This is a genomic window from Bifidobacterium sp. MSTE12, assembly GCF_000513015.1.
Lineage (GTDB): Bacteria > Actinomycetota > Actinomycetes > Actinomycetales > Bifidobacteriaceae > Bifidobacterium > Bifidobacterium dentium.
The window spans coordinates 1-21,442 of the sequence record NZ_AZYA01000035.1; the positions used below are offsets into that span (position 1 = coordinate 1).

Annotated in this window: 15 protein-coding genes; 11 read left to right on the forward strand and 4 right to left on the reverse strand. The window is 58.3% G+C overall.

The window, feature by feature from the left end; all coding sequences use genetic code 11:
* The 7 genes from HMPREF1494_RS08095 to HMPREF1494_RS08125 form a co-directional block, all read left to right on the forward strand.
* Positions 1–2,638: ABC transporter permease (locus tag HMPREF1494_RS08095; RefSeq protein WP_034521915.1), on the forward strand; the 2,638-nt coding region annotated here is incomplete at its 5' end.
* A 470-nt stretch (positions 2,639–3,108) separates the two neighbouring features.
* On the forward strand, positions 3,109–3,594 hold the full coding sequence (locus tag HMPREF1494_RS08100; RefSeq protein WP_003837897.1) for an HTH domain-containing protein: 486 nt from the start codon (positions 3,109–3,111) through the stop codon (positions 3,592–3,594).
* A 108-nt stretch (positions 3,595–3,702) separates the two neighbouring features.
* Positions 3,703–4,710: a class C sortase gene (locus HMPREF1494_RS08105; RefSeq protein WP_051404746.1), complete on the forward strand. Its 1,008-nt coding sequence runs from the start codon at positions 3,703–3,705 to the stop codon at positions 4,708–4,710.
* A 221-nt stretch (positions 4,711–4,931) separates the two neighbouring features.
* Positions 4,932–7,034, forward strand: coding sequence for a DUF7604 domain-containing protein (locus HMPREF1494_RS08110; protein ID WP_034521922.1), 2,103 nt, complete (start codon positions 4,932–4,934; stop codon positions 7,032–7,034).
* Between the two features lie 154 nt (positions 7,035–7,188).
* On the forward strand, positions 7,189–8,763 hold the full coding sequence (locus tag HMPREF1494_RS08115) for a SpaH/EbpB family LPXTG-anchored major pilin (RefSeq protein ID WP_034521925.1): 1,575 nt from the start codon (positions 7,189–7,191) through the stop codon (positions 8,761–8,763).
* 326 nt (positions 8,764–9,089) lie between these two features.
* Positions 9,090–9,662, forward strand: coding sequence for a hypothetical protein (locus HMPREF1494_RS08120; protein WP_003837890.1), 573 nt, complete (start codon positions 9,090–9,092; stop codon positions 9,660–9,662).
* 260 nt (positions 9,663–9,922) lie between these two features.
* Positions 9,923–11,425: an amino acid permease gene (locus tag HMPREF1494_RS08125; protein ID WP_302534708.1), complete on the forward strand. Its 1,503-nt coding sequence runs from the start codon at positions 9,923–9,925 to the stop codon at positions 11,423–11,425.
* 148 nt (positions 11,426–11,573) lie between these two features.
* Here HMPREF1494_RS08125 and HMPREF1494_RS08130 read toward each other — a convergent pair whose 3' ends face one another.
* From HMPREF1494_RS08130 to thiS, 3 genes are all read right to left on the reverse strand, one after another.
* Positions 11,574–12,488, reverse strand: coding sequence for a thiazole synthase (locus tag HMPREF1494_RS08130; RefSeq protein ID WP_081724131.1), 915 nt, complete (start codon positions 12,486–12,488; stop codon positions 11,574–11,576).
* A gap of 30 nt (positions 12,489–12,518) precedes the next feature.
* Positions 12,519–13,232 carry a sulfur carrier protein ThiS adenylyltransferase ThiF gene (gene thiF / locus HMPREF1494_RS08135; protein ID WP_034521932.1) on the reverse strand — a complete coding sequence of 238 codons (714 nt, stop codon included), beginning with the start codon at positions 13,230–13,232 and terminating at the stop codon, positions 12,519–12,521.
* A gap of 248 nt (positions 13,233–13,480) precedes the next feature.
* On the reverse strand, positions 13,481–13,675 hold the full coding sequence (thiS, locus tag HMPREF1494_RS08140; protein ID WP_003837883.1) for a sulfur carrier protein ThiS: 195 nt from the start codon (positions 13,673–13,675) through the stop codon (positions 13,481–13,483).
* A gap of 864 nt (positions 13,676–14,539) precedes the next feature.
* On the opposite strand from thiS, the gene HMPREF1494_RS08145 reads away from it, so the two are divergent.
* The 4 genes from HMPREF1494_RS08145 (at position 14,540) to HMPREF1494_RS08160 (ending at position 20,134) form a co-directional block, all read left to right on the forward strand.
* Positions 14,540–15,565: an aldo/keto reductase gene (locus HMPREF1494_RS08145; protein ID WP_034522172.1), complete on the forward strand. Its 1,026-nt coding sequence runs from the start codon at positions 14,540–14,542 to the stop codon at positions 15,563–15,565.
* 163 nt (positions 15,566–15,728) lie between these two features.
* Positions 15,729–16,229 carry a MarR family winged helix-turn-helix transcriptional regulator gene (locus HMPREF1494_RS08150; protein WP_034521935.1) on the forward strand — a complete coding sequence of 167 codons (501 nt, stop codon included), beginning with the start codon at positions 15,729–15,731 and terminating at the stop codon, positions 16,227–16,229.
* Between the two features lie 307 nt (positions 16,230–16,536).
* Positions 16,537–18,294 carry an ABC transporter ATP-binding protein gene (locus tag HMPREF1494_RS08155; protein WP_034521939.1) on the forward strand — a complete coding sequence of 586 codons (1,758 nt, stop codon included), beginning with the start codon at positions 16,537–16,539 and terminating at the stop codon, positions 18,292–18,294.
* Position 18,295: 1 nt separating this feature from the next.
* The gene (locus HMPREF1494_RS08160) at positions 18,296–20,134 is read left to right on the forward strand and encodes an ABC transporter ATP-binding protein (protein WP_155807182.1); all 1,839 of its coding nucleotides are present in this window, start codon (positions 18,296–18,298) and stop codon (positions 20,132–20,134) included.
* 119 nt (positions 20,135–20,253) lie between these two features.
* Here HMPREF1494_RS08160 and HMPREF1494_RS08165 read toward each other — a convergent pair whose 3' ends face one another.
* Entirely contained in the window at positions 20,254–21,393 is a 1,140-nt protein-coding gene (locus HMPREF1494_RS08165; protein WP_034521946.1) for an ATP-binding protein, read from the reverse strand.
* Positions 21,394–21,442 lie beyond the last annotated feature (49 nt).

The window sequence follows — 21,442 nt, forward strand, 5'->3', positions numbered from 1 at the left end:
TCAGGCAGGTACATCCGGTTCCCAGATGTCCGATTCTGGAGAATCGGACACTTCAGCGGTGTCGGATGAACAGTCGCCGGAATTCCCGACGGAGCTGCGAATCGTGGGCGTGGTGCTTGATCCTCAGAACCTGAGCAATCCTGACGGATATTCGGCCATGACCTCGTTCCGTTCGACTGCGACGAGCGATTACACGTTTTTCGCGCCATCCGATGGCGTGACCGGCACCATCTATACGTCGGTCACTCTGCTGGTCGACGGTGCGGCAGACGAAAGCACGTTCGACGAATCCTACGAAACCATCGTCGGCAAAGTCATGAACCGCATCAAAGGTAAAACGAAAACCAATCGTCAGAAAGCACGACGGCAGGAACTCATCGATGCGGGACAGAAGAAAATCGACGAAGCGCGAGACAAAGCCAATCGGCAATTCGCGGATGCGCAGAAACAGATAGACGAGAATCGCAGTCAATTCAATCAACAGATCGATCAGATTGTGGCACAGCAAAGCGCAATGCTGGGCACAGGTGCGACCATGGACGAATCCACCCGTGAAACCATGCGTGAAACAGTGATCTCCAGCAGTCCGCAGCTCCAGGAAGCCAAGGCGCAGTTGGACGCGGCGCAATCGCAATTGGACGAGCAGAGGAACAGTGCCGAACAAACCTTCCAGGATAAGGAAGATGAGCTCGAAAGCAGCGTGCCGAACGTGCGCTGGTACGTGCAGGATCGTTCATCCCTCGGCGGATACAGTGCGCTCAAATCCGACCTGAGTTCGATCCGATCCATCGGCAACGCATTCCCGGTCGTGTTCCTACTGGTTGCGGTGATGATGAGCCTGACCGCCATGGCGCGCATGGTCGAAGAGGACCGTGGCCTTATCGGCACCTACATCGGCCTCGGTTACGGACGATTGCAGGTCGCCGCACGCTACATGCTGTTCGCACTGCTTGCCTGCCTGATTGGCGGCGGCCTTGGGCTATTGCTTGGATTCCTTGGCATTCCAGCGTTTTTGCTGATTGTGATACAAGGCATGTATGTGCTGCCGGGCGTGCGATTCGAGTATGACTGGCTGTACGGATCGCTTGGTATCGCGCTGTTCGTGGTCGGCGTACTCGGTGCGACGATCTACGCGTGCGTCGAAGAGATGCGGCAGACGCCCGCCGGCTTGATGCGTCCGAAAGCCCCGCGCGCAGGTTCGCGCATTCTATTGGAGCGGATTACGCCGATTTGGAGTCGTTTGGGATTCCTAAGCAAGGTTACTGCGCGCAATATCTTCCGTTTCAAGTCGCGCCTGGTCATGACGGTCGGAGGCGTTGCCGGATGCACGGCGTTGATCATATGCGGGCTTGTGATCAACGACACCGTGGCGGAACTTGGCGTCAAACAGTATCGCGATATCTACCGATACGATGTGATGGTCGTTGCGAACGATACCGATGCGGATGCAATGCGGGCGAAGTTGCGAGCGGACGGGCGTACGACTTCGACCATGGACATACGTGTCGAATCCGGTGATCTGGCGAACGATGAGGGAAGCGAGGGCATCCAACTTGTGGTGGTGCCCGAGGAGCATCTGGATGAACTGGGCGAGATGGTTACGCTCAAGCCGGTCGCATCCGGATGGGATGGTGTGCGCAAGTTCTTCGGACTGTCCGATTCTGGAGAATCGGACAGTAAAACAGTCGAAACCACGTTGCGAATGTCCGATTCTGGTGAATCGGACAAACAGGGTGGCGGATCCGAGGTGCGGATGGCTGATTCTGGAGAATCGGACAGTCAGGACGTCAAAACCGGGGCGCAGTTGTCCGATTCTGGAGAATCGGACAAACGAAGCGGCTCGAAGGCGGTGTTGGGCGACAGTGGGGTGATCGTGTCGCAGTCGGCGGCCAACGCTCTGGGCGTTAAGGCCGGCGATACGGTGAATCTCACCAACGGCGATGGCATTCAGGCCAAGGCCAAGGTGAGCGAGGTGACGCGTAACCTCATAGGTTCCGACATCTACGTGAGTGAATCGTATTATGGCAAGCTGTTCGGTTCAGGGTCCGGAATGTCCGATTCTCCAGAATCGGACAAATCGGATTCCGGCGGCTCCTTGACCTGGAACGCCGTATACGCCAAGCTCACCGGATCCGACGATGCGCAGATCGCATACGCCAACACCCTCGAAAAGGATGATTCGGTGATGAAGACGGTGTGCTGCGCGGACATGGCCGCCAGCTTCAAATTTGACCTCATGGGCGCGGTGGTCGCCTTGATCGTTGCGCTTGCGGGCGGTCTGGCGCTTGTAGTGCTGTTCACGCTTGCCAATACGAATGTGTCGGAACGCGTGCGCGAGATGGCCACGTTGAAAGTGCTGGGATTCTTCGATCGCGAAGTGCATCGGTATGTGAATCGAGAGATGATGATTCTGACGGCCATGGGAGTGGTGATCGGTTTGCCGATAGGTCGATGGGTCGGTGGTCTGCTCACGGCTGCGCTGAATATGCCGGCATTGTATTTCGAGGTGGAGGTCAAACCGATGAGTTACGTGATTGCGGCGGCGGCGACCATGGCGTTTGCGCTGTTGGTGCAACTGTTCGTGAATCCGGTGCTTGATCGGATCGAGCCGGTCAGTTCGTTGAAGTCGGTGGAGTAATACGACTCAGGGGAGCATACCCCGCCATTTTCCTCCTTTCTCATGTGTATCACGCGCTGTGTGGCTCATGAAACCATTGAAGATATGGGGGTGTATGGAGCATGCGTTTGGCGTGAGGCCGCACGCTTCGGTTGGCGTGTCTTGACCGTTGTGTCCGAGTGTTGCGGGTTTCAGCCGTGTGACTCGTTTTTTCGTGGGGTTTGCCCGCATTGATTCGTTCCGCTGTAAGCAAGGTGCGGTGCCGTGAATGTTGAGAGCGGTGAGAATATCATGCGGGGGTCGTAGAGAGGGTATCGGAACAAATCCCCCCGATACGATTCGGCGTATCGCAGTTATATGAGGGGGTCGCCATATGAAAATACTTTCGCTGGGGGGGGGGGCTTCTTTTCCGCCCACATGTAATTTACAGGCGATCTTGCAGGGCTTGCGATGATGCCGGACCGTACGATGACGCTCGAGCAGGGGCGGCAATGATGATTGACGGTAAGTTCACTGCCAAGGAACGCTCCTATCTGGCCAGTCTGCCCGCGGTCAAAAGCGTCAGTGCATCCCATATTCGCTATACCGACCAATTCCGTGTCGAATGCATGTGCCGTTACCGTGCGGGGGAGTCGCCTGCGGCTATCTTCCGTGAGGCAGGTCTTGATCCGAAACTTATCGGGTACAAGCGCGTGGAACGTTGCATCGCCAGATGGAAACGTCGGCAAGATAAGGAGGCGAAGTCCGGTAAGCGGACGAGTCCGTATGCGCTCGATGCCGATGATTTGCGGATATTGGAACACGGCAATCTTACGCAATCGGAATGGGGGTCGCCGAATGCCGGCGATTCCGAGGAGGGGCTGTCGCAGCTGGCGAGGGCTCAGCTGGCCATCAATGAGCGTGATCTGCTGATTGCGCGGCAGGCGTTGCGCATCGACGAACTGGAGCGTGTATTGCGGCAGTTCGTCGAAAGGTAGCGGGATTGCCGAAATGCTGCAGTCAACAGCGTTCGGGCTGAATTTGGCGGGATCGGAGAGTCGCTAATGCGGGAGTCGCGGTGCGAAACAGTGCATGCTGAGGATTTGATGGAATCGGAAACGGTGGGAATGGGCTGGCGGCAGCCTGCGTTTGATGAGGTGATCGACGTTGCCGATGAGATGCGTGAACGCCGCAGGAATCGCCGTAGTATGCGCATGATGTATGCGATTGGTGCGTTGCTGATCGTCGCCGCAATCTGCATTGGTGGGTTTCCGGCGGCATTGCAGTACCGTGCCGCAGTGGAGTTGTCGCGTACGTCGGCGCAATCCGCACGAACGATTGCGGGCTGGCCGTATCCGCAGGCGGATGATGCGTTCGCTGCCGCGAAATCATACAACGAACGTCTTGCGGTTTCGGGGCAACCGATTTTGGGTGAGGCGAAGGATCCGTTCGCTGCGGTTCAGGGCGGTTCGCGGGCCAGCGAGACGGATGATGACGATGGCAGTGCGAGTTCCAAAGACGAGGAATATCAGGGATTGTTGGATTCCGGTGGCGGAGTGATGGGCACCATTCGCATTCCTAAGATTTCGGTGAACCTGCCAATCTACCACGGCACGTCGCAGTCGGCGCTGGCCTCCGGCGCGGGGCATCTGTACGGCAGCAGCCTGCCGGTCGGTGGCAAGAGCACGCATGCCGTGATCACCGGGCATCGCGGATTGGTGAACGCCACCATGTTCACGCGGCTCGACGAGATGCGCGTTGGCGACTACTTCTATCTTGACGTGATGGGTCATACGCTCGGCTATCAGGTGGACCGCATTTCCGTGATCGAACCGAACGATACATCAAAGCTGAAGATTGTGCCCGGCGAGGATCGCGTGACGCTGATGACATGCACGCCATACGGCGTGAACACCCACCGTCTGCTGGTTTCCGCGGTACGCTCGTCGATTCCCGACGTGATTCCCGACGAATCGGACGCGGCGAAGGATGCGCGGTTGATTGCGATCGTGGCCGCTGTAATCACATTGCTGCTCGGATTGGTTCTGTTGTGGTTGCGCAGAAAGCCGTGGCATATCCGCAGGCATGCGGCCAAATGGCCAAAAAGGGGATAGATTCCTGTTTCGAAAATCGGGTGCCGAAAACAACCTTCATGCGTTGCAGCCAGTAGGTTTTGCCGTGAATCTTTCCCCTCGACTTTCCCGCCGTTAGGGTGTATGTGTGCTTGGGTGAATTCCCCTACGTTTCAGGGTTGGAGCGGTGTCGAACGACTGCAAGGTCGTCGAAGCCGTATGAAGACAACCTAGCGCCGCAAGGCGCTGCGTAAGGGGACAATATGAAACGTGCATGCGACGAATGGCAGGCAGTGCGCAAAGGGGGACTTGCTAAGCGAGTCATCGCGGCGCTTGTTGCTGTGGCCATGCTCGGTGGTCTTGGATATGCCACTGCCAGCACCGCTGTTGCGCAGGATGATACGACGCAGCAGCAGGCGCAGCAGACGGAACAGTCTGCGAAGACCACAAGCGAATCGCAGGATGAGAAAGCCTCCGATTCCGAAGGAATCGATAACGAGTCCGCTGCGGATGGGGACACTGTAGATGATTCCGCCGAAGATGCGAACAAGACGGACGCTGATGCTGAAGCTGACCCTGATGTTGATGCACAGGATGACGCTGATGGAGCGACGGATTCAGGCGCGGATGACGAGGGTGCTGTTGAGAACTCCTCCGCAATCAGCGTGACGAGTAATGCGAACGAGTCGCTCGGCGCACCGGAAAAGAATAAGAGGATCAAGAAAAATAACGACAACACCTATACGGTGAATGTCGACGTGACCGGTGCGCAGGCCGATGAAACCATCGTGACCAGCGAATCGGTTGATTTCACGTTGGTGCTTGACACGTCTAGCTCCATGACAGAAACAATTGATGGTACCGTGACGAAACTCCAAGCGTTGAAGGATGCGGTGGATAATTTCCTCGATAAAGCGGCGGATGCCAATAAGCAGTCAGCGCTGGTGAAGGTGTCATTGATTTCGTTTAATGGAAGCGCATCCGTGAAATCGGATTTCACTGATGATTTCACGTCGATGAAGCAGACGGTGAGCGGACTGACCACTTCGAGGGGCACCCGTTCGGAGCTTGGTCTGCAGAAGGTTAACGAAGTTACCGGAAGTAGGGACGATGCTAAGCAGGTGGTTATCTTCTTCACTGATGGCGCTCCGCAGCATTCATCACACCCTGGGGCGTTTTCGGACAATGTTGCGGCCAATGCGGTAACGGCTGCGAAGGCACTCAAGGATTCCGGAAAGACGATATACAGCATCGGTGTGGTTGACGGCGCTGATCCTTCGGATACCACGAAGAACATCAACAAATTCCTTAACGCGGTTTCCAACAACTATCCGAAGGCCACGGCTGAATTCAGCTCGGGGACCACGACGTTCAATCTGGGTGATGGTGGAGACAACGGCTACTACAAGGTCGCGACTAACGCATCGGATTTGTATAAGATCTTCGAAGAAATTCAGAAGAAAGAAACCGTCATTCAAGGTTTCACCGGTGTGAGCATCGAAGATACGCTTTCCGAATACGTCGAACTCTCCGACGAGAACTATACGGTGACGGCGAAGGACGTCAACGGCAACGAAGTCGCTCTCGAAGCGAACACCGACTACACACTGACCTACAACGAATCCGCCAAGAAGTTCACGGTCGTGTTCCTGAACACGTTGGGTGACCATGTTACCTACACACTCGCCTATAACGTGAAGCCGACCCAAGAGGCATACGACGAGTATGCGGCCAACGGCTATGGCGACACGATTGGCGACGAAGGCACCGATCTTGACGGCAACACCACGTCGTCCGGCCAGCCTGGCTTCCACTCGAACGAGTCCGCATGCCTGACTTACACGGCCAACAATGTGGCGCATGCCTGCTCCGACAACCCGTACCCGCATCCTGTGATTCAGGTGGTCTCCTCCACCCTGCATATCGAAAAGCAGTGGAAGGGTAACGGCAACAAGCCGGAAACCGTCACGGTGGACGTCAAGCGTGGAGACGACGTCTACAAGACCGTCGCGCTGAAGGCCGACAACGACGGCAAATGGACTGCCGACGTGGCGATTCCGGCCGGTGAGGAGAAGACCTACACCGTTACGGAAACCAGCTTGAGCCGCCTGTGGAATGCAACCTACCAGCACAAGCTCGCTGATGAGGAGCTTTCCGACGGCAACGAGGTAACCGTTCCCGAATCGACCGAATCGCAGGAAGCGACGGTGATCATCACCAACAGCTCCATCTCCGTGGCTTCGTTGCCGCTGACCGGTGGCACGACGGATCGTCAGTGGTTGCTGATCGGTGGCGGAATCGCCGGAATGGCGATGCTGATGATCGGCGCGGCCGGAATCTGGCGCGGCAGGAAACGCCTCGTCTGACATTCGGTCGGAATCCGGCCAAGTCGGGCCGTCCCAACAGCGCGGATGGCCCGACGGAACACATCAAGATTTACGGATTTTTGGGATATGTTGGGCCCATTTTTTCGTGATTAAAAACCCAACAGCAATAGAAAAAAGGAAGAGGGGCTAACTCATGAAGATGAGGAAACTTTTCGCCGGCATCGCCGCCGCGGCGACGCTGCTGGGTGGTCTGGCCGTGGGCGCTACCAGCGCTTCGGCGGAGGAGACCATCGTTAACGACGATGCCACGTTCACGTTTACCGCCGATAGCGCGGAGCAGCTGAAGAACGCCAATCTGGTTGCCTACAAGATCGGTGACTACGTTCAGTATGGCACGACTGGGACTTATAGTGTGGCCACGAACGAGTCCAATAAGGCTACCGTTGACAACGCTCTGGAGAAGGCTGGCATCGCAGTCGAGGATGGCCAAGATAACCTGGCCGCCGCGCTGAACGAAGGCAAGCTTGATATCTCCGCTACTCGCCCGTGGAACACCACCGCGGAGGGTGTGGCCAGCACTTCTCGTGCTTTCGCCAACGCTCTTGCTGGAGAGGATCTGCAGGCAGGCAAGGCGATTGGTACCCTGGAGCCGACCGGTTCCGATGAGGACGGCTATAAGGCTACCGTCACGCTCACTGCGGGCATTTATCTGTTTCTGGACGCCAATACTTCTACCATCGACAAGGTCACCGTGGCCATTCCGATGATTGTTGCTTCTGGTACTGTGAGCGGCGATGCGCTGACTGATCCGGTGAACGGCGATAACACCGTCAACATGAAGAACACCAAGAGTACTGATCAGAAGAAGGAAGTCGACAAGGCATACGCAGCCATTGGCGACACCCTGACCTACACCCTGACCGGTGCTATTTCCAACCCGGCTCCGACTGCCTTCGCATTCACCGATACCCCGGGCGTTGGCCTGACCGTCAAGGCTGGAACCTACAAGTTCTACACGGTTGGAGCTGATGGAGACATCGAGGATCCGTCCACCGATTTCACCTTCCCTGAAGTGGATGTGAAGGGCGACGGCAATACTTCCTTCGACGTCACCGTGAACAATCCATCCAAGTACGTTGGCCAGACCATCAAGGTCGAGTTCCAGGCTCTGGTGAATGACGAAGCCGTTGTCGAAGATGGCGTCGTAAACGAGCTTTACAACTACGGCGAGCCGATTAAGGTCACCACCAAGCTCGGTAGCTTCGACTTCACGAAGATCGATTCCGATAACAAGGGCATCGAAGGCGCTGAGTTCCAGGTTCTGGATGGTGTCGAAGTGCTGTACTTCGTCAAGCAGGATGACGGCTCCTACAAGAAGGCCGCTTCCAAGGACACCGAAGGTGCCACTGATACCCTCGTGTCCGCCGCTGATGGCACCGTGAAGGTCACCGGTGTTGATGCCTCGGCATCGAAGGCCTACACCGTGAAGGAAACCAAGGTTGCTACCGGAAAGTACCTGGATCTCAAGCCGACGTTCTATGTCTACTTCAACAATGACCACGAGGCAGGTCTCAGCACGACTAGGACCTCTGATCCGTGGGGCCTGGTCAACACCGCCGACAAGACCGTGAAGAACGTGAAGTCCGTCGATCAGCTGCCGCTCACCGGTGCTGCCGGAACCATCCTGTTCACCGTCATGGCCCTGCTGCTGGCCGGTGCCGGCGCGACCGTGGTGCTCAAGGCTCGTTCCAAGAACGCCAAGGCTTGATTCTCATCAGACTGAATCGATAGGCTGAACCCTCGAAGGGTGACTGCGAGAACATCATCGCAGTCACCCTTCGTTTTTTGGGATAAGAAGGGTTTTGAGACGCGAAAGCCTCTCATGGGCGATGCTCTTTTTCGGGGGTTATAGAGTGCGATTTACGGGGGCTCGGGTCGGCGAAATGGCGAGGGTATGCGGAAGGAAGGTTTTACGGGGGTTGACGGGGAGGGGAGGAAAACGAGGGTATTGTGCGGAAAGCGAGCCATACAATCGCTAGCGAATTCACCAAACAGATATGTGAAGGGCAATGCAGCGAGAAAGGCGGAACGACGATGGCACGGGGCGGCGGATCGTTCAGTAGCGAGGAAATCCAACTATTGCGAGGATTGCCGGCGGTCGCCAACGTCACGCAGGATCGCATCACCTACTCCGATACCTTCAAACAGGTATGCACCATTCGTTACCTGGCGGGGGAGTCGCCGACCAAAATCTTTCGAGAAGCGGGCCTGCCGCCGGACCTCGTCGGCTACAAGCGCATCGAACGCAGCGTGGCGCGCTGGAAAGCGGCCGCCATCAAATCCGTGAACGGCAGCGACAGCATGAGCGATGGTGAGATCATCGCTCAGCTCGTTGATCGGTACAGGCGTGCGCTGGTAACACGGAAGAATCTTGACAGCATTGCGGAGAACATCATCGGCATGGAATCCGATGCGAGCATGGCCGCCACCAATGCCGAAGCCTCCTTGAAAGCCATGCAGCCATCCAGTCCACAGACTGCCGATACGGGGACGGACGCGATCGACGCCGAGACGGCCAGCATCATCATCAAACAGCAAGCCAGGCGCATCGACGAATTGGAGAGAGCCAATGAAGCGCTCCGCGAACAGGCCGCGCACGTCGCCTAAGTCTTGGTTGCGCACGGCGCCTAAATTCGCGAGTGTACGCGAGTGCAGTCGGTGGAATGCGTAACGGAACCCGAAACGCATGAATCTCACGCCCGAGTAAACCGGGCATGCGATAAGTAAGCAGTGGGCAGAATTCGGCAGCCCGCCTAATTGCGGGACGGATGTGCGATGCGCGGGGTAGGGTGGAAATCATTATGACTTACGAGAATCCGAACTCCGCCGGCCAGGGCGGTATGCAATCCGAAACCTCGCCTGCCGACATGCGAGCTGCCCAGGCCGCGACGCCGGCAACCGCCGAACCCGTCGAGTCGCTCGATAAAGGCAACGAGATGGCCCGAGGCCTCAACAATCGCCATGTGCAGTTCATCGCCATCGGCGGCACCATCGGCACAGGACTGTTCCTCGGTTCCGGCAAGTCGATCGCACTGACCGGTCCGAGCATCATCTTCGTGTACATCGGCGTCGGCCTGATCATGTTCCTGCTGATGCGCGCCATCGGCGAAATGATGTACCGCGACCCCAGCCAGCACACCTTCATCAACTTCATCACCCGCTATCTCGGCCGCGGATGGGGCAAATTCGCCGGCTGGACGTACTGGATCGTGCTCATCCTGACCGGCATGACCGAAATCACAGCCGTCAGCACGTATTTCGTCACGTTCTTCGGCATGTTCGACATCAATCTCAAAGCATGGAAATGGCTGATCGAACTGTGCTTCCTCGTGGCGCTCACATGCGTCAACCTGATTGCCGTGAAAGTGTTCGGCGAAGCGGAATTCTGGTTCTCCATGATCAAGATCACGCTGATTGTGGGCCTGATCGCCACCGCCGTGGTGATGCTCGTCATCGGCTTCCACTACCCGGCCACGCACATCGAGGGCGTTGACGGCACCATTGCGGGCGCGACGGTGAGTCTGCGCAATCTGGTCAACGGCTTCCAGATCGCGCCAAACGGTTGGATGAGCTTCTTCATGAGCTTCCAAATGGTGTTCTTCGCCTACCTGCTCATCGAATTCGTGGGCGTTACGGTGTCGGAAACGCAGAATCCGCGCAAGGTGCTGCCGAAAGCCGTGAACGAAATCATCATGCGCATTCTGATCTTCTACGTGGGCGCGTTGGTGGCCATCATGTGCATTGTGCCGTGGCGTAATTTCCATCAGAACGCCGACGGCTCGTTCGGCTCGCCGTTCATCATGGTGTTCAAGTATGCCGGCCTTGACTGGGCCGCTGCGCTCGTGTTCTTCGTGGTGATCACCGCGGCCGCCTCGTCGTTGAATTCGCTGCTGTATTCGGCCGGTCGTCACCTGTATCAGCTGGCGCAGGATTCCGACTCGCCTGCGATGTCGCGCTTGGCGGAAGTGTCGGACCGCAAGGTGCCCGCGAAGGCGATCGTGGTGTCCGGCTGTATGATCCTGTTGTCACCGATCATCAACGCGCTGCCCGGCATCTCCAGCGCATTCGTGCTGTTCTCATCGGCCGCCAGCGCCGTGGTGATCTTTATCTACGTGCTGACGATGTTCGCGCACCGCGGCTACCGGAAGAGCGCCGACTTTCTTGCCGACGGCTTCCTGATGCCGGCTTGGAAGGTGACGGATTGGATTGCAATCGCGTTCTTCGTGTTCGTATACGGCACGTTGTTCCTGTCGGCCGACACCATCGGCTCCGCGATTGCCGGTGTGGTCTGGTTGGTGGCGTTCGGCGGTTACTGTCTGTTGCATGAACGCTACCAGAACCGTGATCTGAAGGACTCGTTGCGTAAATGAAGGTGCGGTGGGCGGAAACCGGCTGAAATGCACAGAAACCGGTCTAAATACACGGAAACCGGCTGATTTTCCACACTATATGCTGGGAATCAGCCGGTTTTTGCTAGATATATGGGGCTATGCGACGGTTATATGACGGTTATGCGCGTCAGCCGATATAGTCGGCTTCGTTCGTCGGGCTGGACGGCACGGCGTGGTCTTCCGTAACCTTGCCCAAGCCGGACAGATATGCCTCACGGCCGGCTTCAATCGCCTTCTTGAAGGCGCGGGCCATCAGCGGAATGTTGCCGGCGGAGGCGATCGCAGTGTACGCCATCACCGCGTCGGCGCCCATTTCCATGGCTTCCGCGGCCTGACTCGGCCGGCCGATGCCGGCGTCGATAATCACCGGAACATTGGCATTCCTAATGATCACTTCGATGAAGTCGCGTGCACGCAGGCCCTTGTTCGAGCCGATCATCGCGCCGAGCGGCATCACACAGGCGGTACCGGCATCTTCGAGGCGCTTGGCTGCGATCGGATCGGGGAACATGTACGGCATGACCACGAAACCTTCCTTGGCGAGCATCGCCGTGGCCTTGATGGTCTCCTCGTTATCGGGCAGCAGATACTTCGCCTCGTGTTCGATCTCCACCTTCACGAAGTCCGTCTGGCACACCTCGCGCGCCAAGCGGGCGATGCGCACCGCCTCCTCGGCATTGCGCGCGCCCGACGTGTTCGGCAGCATGGTGATCCCTTTGGGAATGTAGTCGAGCAGGTTGTTTTCGGTGGTACGGCAACGGCGCAACGCCATGGTGACGATCTGCGTGCCGGCGTTCTCGATCGTGGCCTTGATGAGGTTCAGATCGTAACGGCCGGAGCCGAGAATGAATCGGCTGGTGAACTCATGTCCGCCGAGAATCAGAGGGTCTGCGCTGCCGGTGGCAATTTCGTCGTATGCGTGCGCATCCGGTTCCGGCAGAATCGCGGTATTCGTGGTGGTACCGACCAGCTCGTCGAGCGTGGCGTTCGGCGCGGTCGCAAAATCCTTTTCGGCTGTGGTTACGGTGTTTTCGGTACTCATCGTCGGGTCCTTTCGGTTGATTGAGTTTGCTTAGGCGTCTTCTTCGCCGAGAATCAGGCGGGTGATCATATTCGCTTCATGGCAGGCGACCACGCCCACGCGCGGAGCCATCAGGCCGGCACCCGGTACCGGGGCGGTTTCGCCGTCGCCGCAGAAGTAGAAATTCTTTGAGACGCGTCGTGTGCTCACCAGATTGGAACTGCGGAATCCGGCCATGCCGGAGGCGCTCACGAGCTTCTTGCTTGGCAGGTTCTCCAGTACCGCGTTGACCAGCATGGTTTTGTTCTCCGGCACGTCAAACGCCTCGCAGATGATGTCTTCGTGTTCGAAGAGCGTCGGCACGTTCTCATCGGTCACCTTGACGGTGTCGACGGTGATGTCGATGAACGGATTGATCTGGCGCAGGTTGCTGCGCAGCGCCTCAGTTTTGTACTGGCCGAGATCCTTGAGGAAATACTGCTGGCGATTGAGGTTCGTCATGTCTACGCGGTCGAAGTCAATCAGATGCAGGTGGCCGACGCCGATGCGGGTGAGCGCCACGGCGATCGTCGAGCCGAGGCCGCCGCAACCGCAGATGGCCACGCGTGCGGCATCCAGTTTATCTTGGGTGGCCGCGGTATGGCGGTCGAGTAGGGCGGCGCGGATCTCCTCGCGACTTACGAGCGTTGCCGGATCGGGGAGGTTGTTGAATGCGGTTTGGCGTGCTTCGATTTGCTCGGGGGTTGCGGATGGTTCAAAGGTCATGGTCGTGTCTTGTTTCCGTTCGTTTGCGTGTGATTGGGTGCGGGCGTGCGCGGCCCGGCATGTACCGTGTCCGCCGCATACAGGCGGATTCCGTCTCCCCGCCTGGCCTCACATTCGTGGCCAGCCGGTATCCGTCGCGTACAGGCGGCTTCTGTGGAATGTTCGCGGCGGTCCCGGTTCTCCGGTGTGATTGGCCGAGCCTCACGTTTGACTCAGGCGTGCCTGTTCGCGACTCGCTTGGTGTGGGTTCAGCCGCCCTGTACGAAGGTGACGATTTCCAAGGTGTCGGTGCCTTTGAGTTGGGTCTGTGCACGCAGTGCGCGCGGCACGATTTCGCCATTGAGTTCGACGGCCACACGTTCGGCACGCAGTCCGCGTTGCTCGATCAGTTCGGCCACGGTGATCGGCGTGGCGATGTGCTCTTCCTTGCCATTGATGATCATGTTCGATCCCTTCTGTTGTGCGATTTGGAACCGTTGGCATGCAACGGAATCCACCGCCGTGCCGCAACCTTGCCATTCGCGTGGATGTCCGATTCTGGTGAATCGGACACTCGTGGCGCCCGTAGATTGTCCGGAATGTCTGATTCTGACGAATCGGACATCCACGAAACCTGCAGGCTGTACCGGCGGGCGGCGCGTTGATGGGATTCCGTACCGAGGTTCCGATACGAAAAAAGGGTCTCCGAAGGAACCGTACCCTGTGAGGTGGTGCGCCCCTCCGTGACCCTGATTCACGCGATATTCGGTTATCGCGAACGGAAGATTGAGATGCGCCTTGCAGCGCGAACAACCCGTCTCCTTACGGCGGCATTACCCGCATCAAGTCCTCGGTCGAAGTCTTGCGACTCCCTCTCAGCCTTTCGGCTCCCGTTCGGTTGTGCCCCTATCTTCCCTCAGCCGCCCGACAAGATCGTCGGAATCAGGTGATGGATTGGCTCACTGCCTGAAGATTCGCCTCTGAGTTGCGAGAGTCGGCCTGTTGCTCGACGGTGGCGTCCTTAAGTCCGTGTGGCTCGGGTTCTGGACTGCGAGAATCGGCCTGTTGCCCAACGACGGCAGCCTCAAATCGGTCTGGGAACGGCTCTTACCGTTGAGGAACGGGGCGATTCTCACGGTTTGCAGCCCCAAACACACGGGCTCGAGGCCGTCACCGTCGAGCAACAGGCCGATTCTCGCGGCGTATGTCCCATGACTGCTGCCCTAAGGATTCCCGAGCCAGTCGGAGGGTATGTGAGAATGAAATCAGGGTACGAGAAGGAGATGGCGTTGAAGGATTCAGCAACGGACGCAGTGCCAGGTGCAGTGATGGGCGAACTGGCAGGATTTACGATTCCTCGGCTTGGCATGGGAACGATGGCGCTGGCGATCGAGGGCCGGCCGGATCGTGACACGGCAATCCGCGCGATTCATGCCGGTCTGAATGCCGGCGTGCGATATCTGGATACCGCATGGTCGTACTATCTGCCGAGCCGGCCCGGTACCGGAACCCCGGAGGATCTGGGCTATGGCGAGAAACTGGTGCGTGATGCGTTGGCGACCTGGGATGGTCCGTGCGACGAAGTGCTTGTCGCCACGAAGACCGGTTACCGTCGCACGATGGAGTCTTCCGTGCGAGTGTCCGATTCACCAGAATCGGACACTGACGATCCGGCAGCCCCGCGTGCATATTCCGCGGCACGCGATGACGATTCCGTAACACCTGCTATGCGGTCCGACCGATCTGCGGAACGTCAGCATCTGCAGGCCGTTGGCAGTCGATACGGTTGGATGGCGGATTCGCGGCCCGAAACGATGATTCGCGATGCGAAGGAGTCGGCCATGCACCTCGGTGTGGAGGCGCTCGATTTGCTGTATTCGCATGGTCCGGATCCTGCGGTGGATTATGCGGATCAGATCGGTGCGCTCAAGCGACTGCTTGACGAGGGGGTGATCAGGAACGCCGGCATTTCGCGCGTGAACAACGAGCAGATTGACCTCGCCCGTGAGATTTTGGGAGATGGCTTGGTTGCCGTGCAGAATCAGTTCTCACCGTCATACCCCGACCCCGAACATACGCTGGAACACTGTGAAAAGCTAGGTCTTGCGTTCGTCTGTTGGTCGCCATTGGGGGGATTCCTCGATGCGTTCGACCAACGCGCGTACGATGCGTTCCGCGTGATTGCCGATAAGCGTGGATGCTCCTACCAGCGTGTGGTATTGGCTTGGGAGTTGAGTCGCTACGACCGGCTGTTCACCATCCCGAGTGCCCGCAATCCGCATGAGATTCAGGATTCGTTCGCCGCTACCGAACTTACGCTTGCCGATGAGGAGCTTGGATTCCTGAATAGCTAGTCTCCAACGGACCGCGCGCTGTCACCTTACGTGGGGAGATTCAACGGTTCGCAGTGAGCGAGGGCGGATTGCGCTGTGTGCGGCACGCGTAGCGTGATCAGGAGATAAACAGTTTGCAGTGTAAGATAAAATATCGGTTGATCATACGGGAAGGAGGGTACGCGTGGGCTATGAACAGGAAGCGTTCCGCAAGTTGATGTCGAATATCTGGGGCAAGAAATCCCGGATGCAGGAGGAGATGTCAAAAGGCGCGAAAGGTGAGCCGTTCATCGTGCAGGAGCTCTCGCGGAAAGGTCCGCAGACGCCGACGCAGCTGGCCGTGGCGATGCGTGCCACTACCGGCAGGGTCTCCACGTTGCTGTCCGCGTTGGAAAAGAAGGGGCAGATTACGCGCGAAATCGACCCGAATGATCGCAGAATCGTGCATGTGAGTCTTACCGAAGCAGGCGAACGGCGTGCCGAAAAGCAGCGTGAGGACATGCGGGAGGCGGTCTGCTGGATCTTTTCGCAGATGGGTGAACGGCGCACCCGTGAGTTCGTGGACCTCGCCGTCGAATTTACCACCTACATGTCCTTGTGCATGCCGGGCAAGTCACGCCCCACTCCGGAGCAGGTCAGGCAGGCCTTCGGCTCGACAGGTGGCTCCGACGGCGCAGCAAGCTGACGGCGTGCGCGGGCCATCCCGGCGCGGGCAATCCGTGACGATATCGTGGAGCCGTTGTGGCAATACCGTGGCGGGTGGCGTTCTGTTTCGGCGCGCGCAATGTCGCGTCCGGTCAAGCAATCGCATCCAGTCAGCCCTGCGGCCGCGGGCGGTAGTGTGTGCCGATCGTTCGCGGATGCGCCGCAACCAACAGCGGCAAACCATGCAATCGCAAATCGCTCTCAGGGAATACACAGAAACGGGCGTAATATCTTACACTGTAAGTAATTGACATCGTAAAGTAATCACCATAGAGAAGGAACCGAGCATGCTTCGCATCATGCGATACCTCTCCAAAGCGGAGATAGGCCAGATGCTCATAGCGTTGGTCAGCATCATCGGTCAGATCTGGCTTGATCTGACCCTGCCGGACTACATGTCCAACATCACCGAACTCGTTGAAACTCCGGGCAGCAGCATGTCCGACATCTGGGTGGCCGGCGGCAAAATGCTCGCCATCTCACTGGGATCCGCGGCCTGCGCCGTCGTGACCGGCTACATCGCTGCACGCGTGGGCGCCTCATTCAGCCAAAGGCTACGCTCGCTGGAGTTCAACAAGGTCGAAAGCTTCGGACCGGCGGAAATGAACCGCTTCTCCACCGCGTCGCTCATCACCCGCTCCACGAACGACATTACGCAGATCCAGATGTTCATCACCATGGGCCTGATGATGATCGTCAAGTCGCCGATCATGGCCGTGTGGGCAGTATGCAAGATTGCGGGCGACGGATTCGAATGGACGCTCGCCACTGGCATCGCCGTGGCGGTACTGCTGGTCGCGATCGGCATTCTGATGGCGCTGGTCATGCCGAAATTCAAGTCCATGCAGCGTCTGACGGACAACATCAACCTGGTGGCGCGCGAAAACCTGACCGGCCTGCGCGTGGTGCGCGCCTACAACGCCGAAGACTATCAGGAATCGAAATTCACGCAGGCCAACAAGGAACTGACCGAAACCCAGCTGTTCACCAACCGTGCCATGGCGGTCATGATGCCGCTGATGAACACCATCATGAACGGCCTGATGCTCGCCGTCTACTGGATCGGCGCATACCTGATCGAAGCGGCCGACGCCACCGACAAACTCACCACCTTCGCGAACATGGTGGTGTTCTCCAGCTATTCCGTGCAGGTGATCATGAGCTTCCTGCTGATGAGCATGGTATTCGTGCTGTGGCCGCGCGCCGACGTATCCGCACAGCGCGTGCTTGAAGTGATCGACACCGAGCCGATGGTCGTAGATGGCAGCCGGACTGCGGGAAAGTCCGGCATGGAAGGCGACATCGAATTCCGCAACGTGAGCTTCGCCTACCCGGATTCGCGCGAGGCCATGCTGGAAGGCATCAGCTTCAAAGCCGCAAAAGGTCAGACGGTCGCGTTCATCGGCTCGACCGGCTCCGGCAAATCGTCGCTGATCAATCTGGTGCCGCGCTTCTACGACGCCACCCAGGGCGAAGTGCTCGTCGACGGCGTGAACGTGCGCGACTACACGCTCAAGGCATTGCGCGACAAGATCGGCTACGTGCCGCAACAGGCGTTCCTGTTCAAGGGCACCATCGCCGGCAATGTGGCATACGGCGACACCGAACTGCGCGAACGGGACGTGAAGGACGCCTGCGATGTCGCGCAGGCCACGGAATTCATCGACAAGAAGGAACATGGCTACGAATCCGACATTTCGCAAGGCGGCGCCAACGTGTCCGGCGGGCAGAAGCAACGACTGTCAATCGCAAGGGCCGTGTATCGGCATCCGGAAATCCTCATCTTCGACGACTCCTTCTCCGCACTTGACTTCAAAACGGACCGTGCCGTACGCGACGCGCTCGCGAAGGAGGCCAAGGATTCCACGAAACTGATCGTCGCGCAGCGCATCGGCACCATCATGGATGCCGACCGCATCGTCGTGCTCGACGAAGGCAGGGTGGTCGGACAGGGCACGCACCGTGAACTGCTCGAGACCTGCGATGTGTATCGGCAGATCGCGCAGTCGCAGCTGAGCGAAGACGAACTGAAGGGAGGCCGCTGACATGCCTAGGGGACCAATGGGACGTGGACCTGCTGAAAAACCGAAGGATTTCGGCGGTGTGATGAAGAAACTCATACGTTTCTGCCGCCGCTACATTCCCGTGATCATCATCGCGCTGGTGCTTGGCGCAGCCGGAACCGTATGCCAGATCATCGGGCCCGACAAACTCAAGGACATGACCAACGAGATCACCAAGGGCCTGCCGGCCATCGTACACGGCAAGCCGGTGATGAACTCGATCGACTTCACCGCGGTCGGCCGTATCGCATGGCTGCTGGTGGCGTTGTATGTCGGCTATGCGGTGCTGTGCTATCTGCAAAGCTGGCTGATGGCAAGCGTGACGCAACGCACCGCGCAACAGCTGCGCGAGGAGATCGGCCGGAAGATCAATCGCCTGCCGCTCAAATATTTCGACAAGGTCAGCTACGGCGATGTGCTGAGCCGCATTACCAACGATGTGGACGCGATCGGGCAGACGCTCGGCCAGTCGCTGGGCTCGCTGATTACGTCGGTCACGCTGTTCTTCGGTGCGCTGATCATGATGTTCTACAACAACGTGATCCTAACGTTGTGCGCCATCGGCTCCGCACTGCTCGGCCTGATCGTGATGGGCGGCATCATGAAGGCCTCGCAACAATACTTCGCGCGCCAGCAGGCGGCCCTCGGCGATGTGAACGGCCATGTTGAGGAGATGTATACCGGGCATACCGTGGTCGAGGCGTACGGTGGCGAGGCCGATTCCATCAGCCGCTTCGAACGCTACAACCAGGACCTGTACGTGTCTGGTTGGAAGAGCCAGTTCCTGTCCGGCCTGATGATGCCGCTGATGAATTTCATCGGTAATTTCGGCTATGTGGTCGTATGCGTGGTCGGTGCGGTGCTTGCGATGGATGGCAAGATCGAGTTCGGCGTGATCGTGGCGTTCATGATGTACATCCGCCTGTTCACGCAGCCGCTGTCGCAGTTCGCGCAGGCCTTCCAGAACCTGCAGCGCTGCGCCGCCGCATCCGAGCGCGTGTTCGGCTTCCTGGAGGAGCCGGAGTTGGCCGACGAATCCGATAAACGGCCGTTGCTCGGCGTCGATGCGGACGGCAGGCCGCAACCGGTGCGTGGCGACGTGGAATTCAGCCACGTACGCTTCGGCTACGAATCCGACAAGACGATCATCCACGACTTCTCCGCTTCGGTGAAGTCCGGTCAGAAGGTCGCCATCGTCGGCCCGACCGGTGCCGGCAAGACCACGATGGTGAACCTGCTCATGCGCTTCTACGAGATTTCCGGCGGCACGATTTCGATTGATGGCGTCGATACCAAATCGGTGCCGCGCTGGAATGTGCACGATCAGTTCTCGATGGTGCTGCAGGATACGTGGGTGTTCCGTGGAACGGTGCGTGAAAACATCGCATATTCCAAGAAGGGCGTGACCGACGAGCAGATCGTCGCCGCATGCAAGGCCGTTGGGTTGCACCACTACATCATGTCGCTGCCGGATGGCTATGACACGATTCTCGATGACAAGGCGTCGCTGTCGCAGGGTCAGAAGCAGTTGCTGACGATTGCGCGCGCGATGGTGGAGGATGCGCCGATTCTGATTTTGGACGAGGCGACCTCTTCCGTCGATACGCGTACCGAAGAACTGATTCAGAAGGCGATGGACGCGCTGACGGTGGGGCGTACGAGTTTCGTGATCGCGCATCGCCTGTCGACGATTCGTGACGCCGACATGATTCTGGTGATGGACGGCGGCGATATCGTGGAGCGCGGTACGCACGAGGAGCTGCTTGCGAAGGGTGGTTTCTACGCCGATATCTACAACAGTCAGTTCACGCTGGCTGGCTGAACGGTTGGCTGGCTGAACGGCCAGCCGGCAGAGTGGTTGTTCGGCCCGTTGATGGGCCAATGGGCCGAACAGTCCTCCGCAACGGCAGGTGCCATGCCCGGCGCTATACGGCGTGGTGCCTAAAGGCGCTTCTTAAGATAAGCGCCCAGATGGGAGATGGCGAATTCGAGGGATCCGTGGCCGGCCGGCTGAATGATCTTGTCTTTGATCAATGCGGCCCGGTACTTATTCACCCAGCTTCGACTACGCCCGGTTCGGGTTTCGATTGCACTGACTGCGGTTGCGGCTGGCGCGTCACAAGCCATGGCATTCAGGAACTCGAGTTCCGCCGGCTTCAGCCCGTCCAGCGCGGGTGCGCATACGGCATCATCGAAAGCGATCTGCGCGTCCGCAATGCCGGTCGCAACGTCGCTTGCGGTGATTCCCGTCGCGTGGCGGCGCTGGGAGGCCTGCCACATGTAATAACCGACAAGTTGCACCATGTAAGGGTATCCGTTGGTTGCCTGCGCCGCCAGCCAGGCCTCGTCGTTGCCGATCGTCTTGCCGGAATCGGCGACGGATTCAAGGAATGCGTTCTTGACATCCACCAGTGGAACGTTGTCAAGCTCGCAACGCAGGGCCCTGCGCAGGAAAGTGACGACATCGTCGTTGACCAGGTCGTTGACCGTTGATGGCAGCCCCGCGAATACGATGGCGATGCCCTTCTTCTCGGCGTCGGGCACATTGGTCTCATCGATGGACGTAGTGACGTGTTGTATGGCTGTGGCGATGGCGACAAGGTCGTCAAGCGAAGCGGCCTGTGTTTCGTCGATGGTGATGAGAATGCCTTTCCCCTTGCCGATTTTTCCGCTTTCCAAACGTTTGGCGATTGCATTGCGTAGCGTGAGCGGCGTGGTGGTTGAGGAAAGATCGATATGGCCGAGGCTTGCGCTGGCGATTCCCGGGATGCTGACCGAAGGGCTCACGCTTGCCTGATTGATGTGAAGGCCGCTGGGCGTAAGCGCTTCAATGAGGCGTTGCGCAACATCGGGTGAAGCGGTTTCGGAGATGGTCTCCCATCCGCGCTCGGCGGCGATGCGGCGAAATTCGGTCAGGAGCACGGTCTTGCCGAAGCCGCGCTGCCCGGTGACCAACATGATGCGTCCTGGGGCGCCGGCGCCGTTGTCCAGCCCCTCCGTGAATTCCTCGATGGCGGTCTCGCGGCCGATGAGTATCGGCGGCATTTTGCCGGCAGTCGGCTTGAATGGGTTCATTGCCATGGAGCACCTTCTCCGTGAATCTTTTCGAATCAAGACATGTGAACATGTA